6 protein-coding genes and 1 pseudogene are annotated in these 10,766 nt (G+C 70.6%); 2 read left to right on the top strand and 5 right to left on the bottom strand.

Translation table 11 applies throughout. The features are described 5' to 3' along the window. Window positions 1-261: 261 nt before the first annotated feature. From recD2 to HCJ94_RS28780, 4 genes and pseudogenes are all read right to left on the bottom strand, one after another. Window positions 262-2,484, bottom strand: a complete 2,223-nt coding sequence (gene recD2 / locus HCJ94_RS28795; protein WP_168004152.1) for an SF1B family DNA helicase RecD2 — start codon at window positions 2,482-2,484, stop codon at window positions 262-264. 170 nt (window positions 2,485-2,654) lie between these two features. Further along, the gene (locus HCJ94_RS28790; RefSeq protein ID WP_168004151.1) at window positions 2,655-3,152 is read right to left on the bottom strand and encodes a DUF6933 domain-containing protein; all 498 of its coding nucleotides are present in this window, start codon (window positions 3,150-3,152) and stop codon (window positions 2,655-2,657) included. A gap of 16 nt (window positions 3,153-3,168) precedes the next feature. Then, window positions 3,169-3,774, bottom strand: a complete 606-nt coding sequence (locus HCJ94_RS28785; RefSeq protein ID WP_240944596.1) for a helicase-associated domain-containing protein — start codon at window positions 3,772-3,774, stop codon at window positions 3,169-3,171. A gap of 95 nt (window positions 3,775-3,869) precedes the next feature. Beyond that, window positions 3,870-4,778, bottom strand: a pseudogene (locus HCJ94_RS28780) (transposase); the annotation flags it as partial. Window positions 4,779-5,383: 605 nt separating this feature from the next. On the opposite strand from HCJ94_RS28780, the gene HCJ94_RS28775 reads away from it, so the two are divergent. Then, entirely contained in the window at window positions 5,384-6,742 is a 1,359-nt protein-coding gene (locus HCJ94_RS28775; protein WP_168004150.1) for an NB-ARC domain-containing protein, read from the top strand. 11 nt (window positions 6,743-6,753) lie between these two features. Continuing rightward, window positions 6,754-10,410 carry a tetratricopeptide repeat protein gene (locus HCJ94_RS28770; protein WP_168004149.1) on the top strand — a complete coding sequence of 1,219 codons (3,657 nt, stop codon included), beginning with the start codon at window positions 6,754-6,756 and terminating at the stop codon, window positions 10,408-10,410. A gap of 189 nt (window positions 10,411-10,599) precedes the next feature. On the opposite strand, the gene HCJ94_RS28765 is transcribed toward HCJ94_RS28770, so the two are convergent. After that, entirely contained in the window at window positions 10,600-10,758 is a 159-nt protein-coding gene (locus HCJ94_RS28765; protein WP_240944597.1) for a DUF2199 domain-containing protein, read from the bottom strand. Window positions 10,759-10,766 lie beyond the last annotated feature (8 nt).

Genomic DNA, 10,766 nt, shown 5'->3' with positions numbered 1-10,766 from the left:
GCAATGGTTCGCTATGAATATGTGTCAGATTGCGGGATGGGGCTTGCCCGTGCCGCCGAACGACTGCTCTGCGCCTACCTCGTAGTTCATTGAGGAGCATCGAACTATGCGCGGCATTGTTCCTGGTCACCGCGGGGCGTCGGCAGGTTCCTGCGCACGGAAGAAGTGACCGGCGAGCATCGGGTTGCTTCGGATTCCGGTCACGGGCGTACGAGTCTTCAACCCCACGCGACGCCCGAGCCGATCTCATCGGGTCGGTATTCAGAGGCGGGTGAGGCGGTGGTTCAGGGCGGTGTGGCGGCGGCCGGCGCCGATGGTGCGTACGGCGGCGTTGAGGGCGCGGCGGGAGCCGACGAGGACGACGAGTTGTTTGGCGCGGGTGACGGCGGTGTAGAGCAGGTTGCGTTGCAGCATCATCCAGGCGCTGGTGGTCAGGGGGATGACGACGGCGGGGTATTCGGAGCCTTGGGAGCGGTGGATGGTCATGGCGTAGGCGTGGGCGAGTTCGTCGAGTTCGTCGAAGTCGTAGTCGATGGTTTCGTCCTCGTCGGTGCGCACCGTCAGGGTCTGCTCCTCGCTGTTGAGGGCGGTGACGATGCCGAGGGTGCCGTTGAAGACGCCGGCCTGGCCCTTGTCGTAGTTGTTGCGGATCTGGGTGACCTTGTCGCCGACGCGGAACACCCGCCCACCTACGCGTCGCTCCGGCTGGCCTTCGCTATGTGGGGTGAGTCGTTGCTGTAGCAGGGTGTTGAGGGCGCCGGCGCCGGCGGGGCCGCGGTGCATGGGGGTGAGGACCTGCACATCCCGGCGCGGGTCGAGGCCGAAGCGGGCGGGGATGCGGGTGCAGGCGACGTCGACGGTGAGCACGGCGGTGGCGTCGGTGTCGTCGCAGGCGAACAAGAAGAAGTCCGGCAGCCCTTGCTGGAGGGGTGGGCGGCCGGCGTTGATGCGGTGGGCGTTGGTGACGACGCCGGACTGGGCGGCCTGACGGAAGATCTGGGTCAGCCGCACCCGGGGGATGGTGGGGGCGGCGAGTAGGTCGCGCAGGACCTCTCCGGCGCCGACGGAGGGGAGTTGGTCGACGTCGCCGACGAGCAACAGGTGCGCGCCGGGTGGGACGGCTTTGACGAGTTTGTTGGCCAGGATCAGGTCGAGCATGGAGGCCTCGTCGATGACGAGCAGGTCGACGTCGAGGGGGTTGTCCCGGTCGTAGGAGGCGTCCCCGCCGGGTCGTAGCTGCAGCAGTCGGTGCACGGTGGCGGCGGGATGCCCGGTGAGTTCGGACAGCCGCTTGGCTGCGCGGCCGGTCGGGGCGACGAGGGTGACCTTTGCCTTCTTCGCGGCGGCTAGCTCGACGATCGACCGGACCGTGAAACTCTTCCCACAGCCCGGCCCGCCGGTCAGCACCGCGACCTTTGAGGTCAGCGCGAGGCGGACGGCCTGCTCCTGCTCGGGGGCGAGGTCGTTGCCGGTGCGTGCCTTCAGCCAGGCCAGGGCCTTGGCCCAGTCGACGCCTGCGAAGTGAGGTAGCCGGTCGGCGCGGTCGTGCAGCAGCCGCAGGAGCGAGGAGGCGAGGGACTGCTCGGCGCGGTGGAACGGCACCAGATACACCGCCTGCACCGGCTCTTCGCCGCTGCCGGGCAGCGTCTCACGCACGACGCCCTCGTCGGCGATCAGGTCGTCGAGGCAGCGGGTGACGAGGTCGGCGGGCACGTCGAGGATCTTCGTGGCGTCGGCGACCAGCTCAGCTTCGGGCAGGTAGCAGTGGCCGTTGTCGGTGGCTTCCGAGAGTGTGTACTGCAGGCCGGCCATGACCCGCTGCGGGCTGTTGTGCGGAATGCCGACGGACCGGGCGATGGTGTCGGCGGTCTTGAAGCCGATGCCCCACACGTCCGCGGCCAGCCGGTACGGCTCCTTGGTGACCACCTCGGTGGAGGCGTCGCCGTACTGCTTGTAGATCCGCACCGCCAGGGAGGTCGACACCCCAACGCCCTGGAGAAAGACCATCACCTCCTTGATGGCCTTCTGTTCCTCCCACGCCGCCGTGATTCTCGCGGTGCGTTTCGGGCCCAGCCCTGGCACCTCCACCAGGCGGGCGGGCTCCGCCTCGATGATCCGCAGGGTGTCCAGGCCGAAGTGGGCAACGATCCGTTCGGCGAACACCGGCCCGATCCCCTTCACCAGTCCGGAGCCGAGGTAACGCTGGATGCCCTGGATCGTGGCTGGCAAGACGGTGGTGTAGGAGTCGACCTCGAACTGCCGACCATACTTCGAGTGCGAGGACCAGCGCCCGTGTAGCCGTAGGCTCTCACCTGGCTGCGCGCCTAACAGCGCGCCAACCACGGTCAGCAGGTCGCCGCCGTAGTCGGTGGTCACGCGGGCGACGGTGTAGCCGGTCTCCTCGTTGACGTAGGTCAAGCGCTCCAGCACCGCCTCCAGTGTGGCCAGAGGAGGACGAGTCGGGGCGACGGTCATGGCCGCTATCCTGCCGTTTGCCGATGCCTCTGTGCCAGATGCTGGAGGGTACAGAGGCAGCAGCTGCAGGGATGTCGCTGCGGTGATGCGAACCCGCGGGGGCAACCGGCGAAGGGTACACACGGCACTGGGACCGTAGCCTGGCCGCCGCTCCTTCTGGTGACCCGTCCTGGCCTTGATCAGTTGGCGGTGGAGCGCACCAGCGCCGCCAGCTCACGATCGGGGCTCACGTTCTTGGCGTACAGGGGGCTGCAGGGCGTCGTGGCCAGCCGCAGGGACAGCGCGACGAGGTCGGGGCGGGCTAAATCATCGGTGTAGATCTTGGCGAGGTTGGTGAACTCGTTCATGATCCCGACGACGCTGCGGTTGGCCGTTGTGGCGAAGCGGCAGTTCTGCATGTTCTGTAGCTCGTCGGAGATGAAGGCCTCGGGCATTTGGTGGGCGTCGAGCACCGTCGCGATCTCGTTGGGGATGCGGCCGGGAAAGCTGTGTGCCGGTGCCAGCGGCAGCAGGACCGGTAGCAGGGTTCGCTCGTTCACCAGCAATGCCAGCCGGAGCCGCCAGAACAGCGCGGTGGCGTACCACGGGCCGAGCAGGGTCGTGTCTTGGTCTCCGTCGACAGCCCGAGGCGGGTTGATGTGGTCGAGGAGTTTCTTGGTTGCGCGGACGATCAGCATCGTGCTCTCCAGCCGGTCAGGCGCGGTGGCGGCGGGCTCGCTCGATGATGTCGCGGCCGTCGGCGTCTTGCTGGCGTGGCGCGTAGCCGGCCTTACGCAGGGCGGCCATCGTGTCAGCCGTGGCGGCTTGGCTGGCCAGCACCGTCCGGGCCAGCAGACGCAGGTTGAGCTTGTCCAGCCGTTTGTCGGCGCAGATCTGCGCCAGCAGCGCGGTGTCGTCGCTGACCAGGGTGCTGGCCGCTGGCACGACCCGTACCGACCCGTGCTGGCGGGCGACGTCGGCCAGCAGGTAGACCAGCGGTTGCGGCAGTCCACCTTCGGCGATCTTCGTCAGGGCTTTGGTCAGGCGTTGCTCGGTCCAGCCTGCGTCGTAGGTTCCGCGTACCGTCGCTGGGCTGAAGCGCCAGGTCGTGGCCGTGCCGCGGGACTCCACGACAGCGGTTGCATTCAGGAGCTTTGCCAGCTCTGGACTTGGTGTTCCCGCCGCGATCGCGCTCAGGTCGGCCTGCAGCCGGGCGGTTCGCGTTACCTCACCCAGGTCGCCGACGGCCTCGGCGACGTCCTCGCCGGCCAGCAGCGCCTGCCCGGCCGGGCTGATCGCCCCCGCGCCGAGAACCCCCAACGTCCTAGCCTCCTCCAGCAGACCGCGCACCGCCGTGGCGTTGCCGAACGCCAGCGGCTGCCGCCACCACATCCAATGCGCCGCCTGCTCGAGGTCCGTCGCCGCCCGATCACCCAACGCCCGCAGCACGGCCATCCGGGCGTGCCGGTGATCTCGCAGACTTCGGCATGCTCGCGCAGGTCACCGTCGGTGTCCACGGCGGGAACCCAGCCGGTCGCGGCCCGGATCGCCGCCCGCACGCCCTCGGTGACCGCGGCACCGACGGAGAACCGGATGTCCAGGTGCTGGTCGCGCATGGATCGGATGTGGGCGAGGAATCCCTGGCTGGAACCGGCCGAATCGGCGCGGAGCAGGATCGGGGTGCCATACCGATGCTGGTCGGGGATCTGGGCGAGGGCTTGGTCGAGCACGGTGATGTGATCGGCGGTGGTGTTCGAGCCGGCCCGGCCTTCGCGCAGCAGCCCGGAGAGGGCTTCGCCGGTGTTGTCCAGGAAGCAGAGCAACGGGTGGAAGCCGAAGGTCTTCTTCCAGGTGCGGGTCGCCGATTCCTTGTCGGAGTGGCAGAGCACGATCGTCGCGTCGATGTCCAGGACCAGCCCGTCGACCGGCAGGCCGGCCGCGGACACCCGCGGCAGGTCACCGCGGGTGTCGGCATGCTGGGCCCAGGCGACCTCGCGGGCTTGGGCCCGGGCGGACCGCAGCACGGCGAGTGTCGCCTCGTCCAGTTGCGACAGCAGCCGCCAGGCGGTCGAGTCGGAGGCGACCGGCCCGAACAGGCCGGCCTGGTCACGCAGCACCGCCAGGTCGGCGATGGCCTCGCCGCCGTCGGCCAGCATCACCGCCAGATCCACGGCGATCCGGCCCGGGTCGTGTCCGCGCTGCCGTCGCCGCAGCCCGGCCAGGGCCTGACTGAACGCGCTGGTCAACCCGGTCGCATCAGCGAGGTCGGCGAGCAGCCAGGCACCCGCGTGACCGACCACGCCCCGCCCACCCCCGGTCACCATGATCTTCGGACGTGTTGCGGTAGCCTTCACCCAGCAAGTGCCTTCCGTGACGGGTTAACAGGACTCTCGACAAGCCCTCTCTTCCCTGATCAGAAGGCACTTCATCGTTTCCGGCCCACTCCTTGGACAGCCCATAACGAAGGGCCGAGGCTAACGTGGGGCTGCGTGCTATGGACGTAACTTCAGAGCTCGGGGCGGCCGCGTGGCACAGCGTAGACGTTGCCGCATGGAAGCGGGTGCCGGCCGGGATGCCGTCCAGATTTCCACGCTGTAGGCAGGCTGTCAGCCGGCGATGTGCACGACGAGCCAGTCGCAGGCGGCCCGTACCACACCGCTTACGACGCCGGTGACGACGGCCGCGAGCAGCTGGGTGCGTGATGAGGTGCGGCCCTCAACGTGGTTTTGACGGTGTCGAGCGGCATTCATCGTGGCTCCTCAGGGCGGGACGGGTTGGTCCATCGATCGTCGGGGCGACGGTGGACATCGAATCCGAGTCGCGACGAAAGGCCTCCGCGTAACGGGGGATGTACAGCGTGTAGCGGCCTGGGCAATGCTGGGCGGCGATGAGTTCGGATGAGATGCCACCGCGTGTCGGTAGACCCAGATTGATCGAGCGGCCCGAGCTGCCGCCCGGCCCGCTTCGCGACCTGAAGACCGTTCTTTACGAGCTCTACCTGCGGGCCGAGGCGCCGACGCTGAGCGACATCGCCGCCGAGGTGGCCGCCCTGGCCGACGAGTTGGACCTGCCTGGTGCGCCGAAGCGCGACACGATTGGGCGGATCATCGGCGGTGGTGACACGCTGGCGAGCCAGCAGGACACGGTTGCCACCGCCGTGGTGCTCGCCCGGATGACGGGCCGCGAACCCGCCGCCGTGGCCGAGCAGGTCCGCGACCTGTGGGTCCGGGCGTCGATGGCACCGAAGCCCGCCGAGCCGCTCCTACGGGGGTACGTACCGCCGCCGCCGCCGCTGATGGTCGGCCGCTCCGGTGCCGTCGCCGCCGTCCTGGCCCGGCTGACCCGGGCTTCGGCCGGGCAAGCCGCCGTGCCCGTGACGGTCGTGCGCGGGTGGCCCGGCGTCGGCAAGTCATCGCTGGCCGCCGCGGTTGTCCGGCAGCCAGCTGTGGCGCAGGCCTTTCCCGACGGCGTGCTGTGGGCCGCGCTGTCGGAGGTGGCCGACGTGCGCGGACAACTCGAGGTATGGTCGTCACTCGTTGGGACTGGCCCCCTCGATGCCACCAGCACCGTGGCGGTCTCAGCCGCGGTCGCCGCGGCGCTGCGCCACCGCCGGGTACTGCTCGTCGTCGATGACGCGTGGAGCGCCGCCGACGCCGTGCCGTTCCTGCTCGGGGGTACCCGCGGCGCCGCCCTCGTGACGACCCGCTCCACCGAGGTGGCGCACCAGCTGGCCGCCGACCCCGCCGGGATTTACCAGCTGGCCGTGCTCACCGACGGCGCCGGCCTGGAACTGATGACCCATCTGGCCCCCGACGTCGTACGCGAGCACCGCGACGACACCGCGATGCTCGTCCGCGAGCTCGAAGGGCTGCCGCTGGCGCTGCAGGTCGCCGGGCGGCTGCTCGCGGCGGAGCACCAGCTCGGCTGGGGCGTCAGCGAGCTGCTCGCCGAGCTGCGCGACGGCGCCCGGCTGCTGGCGGCGGCAGCGCCGGCCGATCGCAGCGACATCGCGACCGCGACCACGCCGACGATCGCCGCGCTGCTGGCGAAGAGCACTGACCGGCTCCCTGAGGAGATCCGGATCCGGTTCGCGCTGCTCGGCGCGTTCGCAGAGCGGCCGGCGACCTTCGATGGGGCCGCTGTCGGCGCCGTCTGGCAGGTCCCTGACCCCCGTCCGACCCTGCGCGTTCTGGCGGCGCGCGGGCTGGTCGAGCCGACCGGCGGCGGCCGGTTCCAGCTGCATGCGCTGCTGTCGATGCACGCCCGGGACATGCTGGCCGCCGCGTAGGGGCCCCGGCTATGGCATCCCTGCAGCATGAGGCATGGCGGCGGCACGCGGCGCACTACGCAGAGCAGATTGCCGCCATCCTCCGCGACCAGCACAACGGCCGCGACGAGGAGGCCGTGGCCGCGTTCGACGCGGCCTGGCTCCAGATCCGGTTGGCGCACCAGCGGGTCCTCGACGTGGCGGGACTCGACGATGGTGCCCTCGCATACACCTACTTCACTGCCGGCATGGAGATGCGGCGCAGGCGCCGGCCCACCCACGAACGCGGCCTCGGCGGCTGGGCGGCCCTGCGGTACGCCCGGGCGCGGGGACCGCTGCTGCACGCCGAGGTCCTCATGGCCATGGCGGTGCAGGCCCAGGACGCGTCGCGGCTGCCCCGGGCCCGTGCCCTGCTGCACGCCGCTGCCCGCCGCCTGCGCGCCACCGAGGCGTCGCCGGACCCTGCCGAGCGGCAGATCGCGACGCGGATGTTGGGGCATGCGCTGAGGCACATCGGCGACGTCGAGCACGACTCCGGCAACTACGCCGTCGCCGAGTCCACCGTCTCCGAGAGTCTCGCCATCGCGATGCGGACTGGCGACGACGAGGCGATCGGCCTCTGCCTCAACTCGCTGGCCCTGGCCGTCAACGCGATGGGCCGCTACGAGGACGCCGTGCGCCACCACGAGCAGGCACTCAACGTCGCCCTGCGGCGGGGCAGCACCCCCGACGCCGAACGGGCGCTGGGCAACCTCGCCGACGCGCTGCGCCTCGCGGGCCGGCTGCCGGAAGCGGCGAACGCCGCCCAGGCTGGCCTCGACCTGGCCCGGCAACTCGGCGACCGGCCCGAGGAGATCCGCCGCCTCCAGTCCCTGGCGGCGATCGCTCTCGCCGCCGATGACCTCGACGCGGCGTTACGGCACACCGACGAAGGCCGGGCGGCCGCCGAACAGGTCGGCGACCGCTTCGGCCAGGCCGTCGCCCTCAACATGCTCGGCATCATCCATGAGCGGCACGGCCGGCACGCTGAGGCCCTCGCTGCCTACGAGAATGCGGCCGCAATCTCCGCGGCGAGCGGCCGCGAGCGCCTCAACGAGATCGCCCGGACCAACGCCGATGTGCTCCGGGAACGGCTGCGCCGGACCGAGCGGGCGGAGTACGTCACCGCACGGGTTACGGCGGCGGAGGCGGCCCGTCGCGCTGGCGATATCGACGGTGCCCAGGTGGACCTGACCCGCCTCGCCGAGGAGCTGCGCGGCACCGACGACGTGCTGCTGAGCCTGTGTCTGCTGCCGCTCGGCCGGCTGCTGTGCGCGGCTGGCCGGCCCGAGGAGGCGCTGGCCGCCCACAACGAGGCCCTCACCGTGGACCGGGAGTCACCGCTCATCGCCGGGCACCTCAACGGGCGGGCACAGGCGATGCACGACCTCGGCAACCTGCTCGGCGAGCTCATCGCGAACGAACAGGTCGTACAGTACCGCCAGCACGTCGCCCCGGACGAGACCGATCTCGGCCTCGCGCTCGCCCGGCTGGCGCGCGGGGCACGCCAGGTGCGGTCCTACCACGCCGCCCGCGCCGCCTACCGCCAGTCCCTGGACCTGCTGCGGGAAGCGGACTCCGACCGGGCCGCAGCCGTCGCTGCCGATATGTCTACGCTGGACGCTGACCGCGACGAGTACCTCGCGACCCTGACGGCCGCACCCCCGCCGTACGACGATGCGGCTGTCCGGCGGATGCTCGCCCAAGTCTCGGGACTAGCCGAGGGTGCGACCGTCACGGTGACCCTCCACGACGGTGTGACTATCAGCGGCCTGCCAGACCACACTTCCGCCGGCGTCGTGCCAGTGCTGACACTCGCCGCCGGAGGACAACGGGTGCTCGTGCCACTGGAACGGGTCGTCTCCGTTGACGTCGTGGACGGCAACGGTGCCCGATGGGCAGTCCTCCCGGACGACACAATGCCCAGCCGCGCCGCGACCGCCGCCGGCCCCGCTGACCGGTCGGCCATCGGCGTCGTCGACGTCGATGGCGGTGCCCGGCTGCTCACCCTCGCCGTCCGGCACACCGCAGAGGGCCGGCACGAACCCGCCCTCGCCTACACCGACGAGGCCCTCGAGCTGTACCGCACCGGGACGGCGCGGGACCCGCGCCGCCTCGCCGCCGCCTACGGGCTGCAGGGCCAGATCCTCGCCAAGATCGGCCGGTGGGCCGAGGCCCTCGCGGCGACCCGCAAGTCGATCCTCCTCCTGCGCGGCCCCGCCGGCCGCGCTCCCGACGACCACGAACCGGCGCTCGCCCAGGCGATGCTCCACGTCGCCGTCTGCCTCTGGGAGCTGGGCCGCCGCGACGAGAGCCTGTCCGCGACCGAGGAGGCGCTCCCCGTCGTCCGCCGCCTCGCCGACGCGGACGCGGACGAATACCGGGGCCTGCTCGCCCACGCGCTGGACAACCATGCGGCGATCCTCACCCGGATCGGGCGGGCCGCGGAGGCGCTACCAGCCGCGACGGAGGCGGTCGACCTGTTCCGGCAGCTCGTGCAACTGGACCCGCTCATCCACCGACCGGCGCTGTGCCATGCCCTCGACAACCTCGGACTGACCCGCGCCGGAATCGGCGACTGGACGTCGGCGCTCGCCGCGTTCGACGAGTCGGTTTCGCTCCGACGGGAGGCCGCCGACGATGCCGGTCTCGCCGAGACCCTCGACCTGCGCGGCGCTACCTGCGTACAAGCAGGCCGACCGGCCGAGGCCCGGTCATCGCTGGAGCAGTCGGTGGCCTGTCTCCGCCGGATCGAGCCGACCCAGCCAGAGCGCCACGGCCCCCGCCTTGCCGGTGCGCTGAACAACCTCGGCACGGTACTGATCCGGCTCGGCGACGACACCCAGGCGCTAACGGCGTTCGCGGAAGGCGTCGAACGGTTGCGCCGCCACACCCAAACCGACCCGCTCGGTCACAGCAACGTGCTAGCGCAGCTACTGACCAACTTCGGCAGCTGCGCCGCACGGCTCGGACGGTGGCGTCAGGCGATGGCCGCAGCCCTCGACGCGGCCCGCATCCGCGACCAGGTCGCTGTCGCCGGCCTAGCCTCCCACGTCTCGACGGACGAGATCCTCACGGCGCTCGACAGCGTCACGACCGTCCTCGTCAACCGCGACGACGGTGAGACGCTGACGCAGGCGGTGGAGATCCACGAGCGGCTCCGGCCCCACTTCGGGGCGGAATGCGACCGGGCCCTCGCGATGTTCTTGCAGCATCTCGGCATGCGGCTCGGCATGGCGGCGCGCGCCGAGGAGGCGGTGGCGGTCATCCGGGAAGGCATCGCCGTACAGCGGCGGGTGGCCCGCGACGACCCGTTCTTCCGGCTCGTCCTGGCCGGATCGTACTCCAACCTTGCGGCCTCCCTTGGGCAGCTCAACCGGTGGCCGGAGGCCCTCGAGCCTGCGACCGAGGGTGTCGCGTTGCAGCGGCAGATCGCCACCCACACCATCGGCCTCGCCGAGGCCCTGGTCAACCTCGGCACCGTGCTGCTGCAGCTGGAACAGTTCGCGGCAGCGGCACGAGCCTTCGACGAGGCACTCGACATCTACAACCGGCTCGACCTGGGCACGACGCAACAGCACGCGGCCCGGCGACGGTCGGTGCAGGCCAGTCGGGATGATGCCGTGCTCCGGCTTTCGAGGCATCGATGAGTGGTCAAGGCCTCATGGTTGTCGCGAGGCGGTGAGAGGCGCGCTGTGAACACCATTCCGCGTCCGGGTGACCTGGGCGCGTTGAGTGCACGTAGCCGCTCGGCGGGCAGCGGCAGTGGTTGATGCTGGAGCGATTCACTGAATTACTTCCGCTGGGGATTCAACCCTGCGTCAAGATGGCGCAGCGTGTCATGCGTTTGGATGAAGGAGCAGCTCGGCTATCTCCTGGACTCGTGCCACCGCGATGCCGGTGCGTTGTTCCACCGCCAGCGGATGGTCAGTTGGTTCGAGGACCACATGCGGCCGGGCGCCGACCTGATCGGTGTGCACCTCAGTCTTGAGATTCAGCGTTTCTT

Source organism: Micromonospora thermarum (genome assembly GCF_012034245.1).
Lineage (GTDB): Bacteria > Actinomycetota > Actinomycetes > Mycobacteriales > Micromonosporaceae > Micromonospora > Micromonospora thermarum.
The sequence above is the reverse complement of the archived record's forward strand: the minus strand, read 5'-3'. Positions and strand labels throughout refer to the sequence as shown.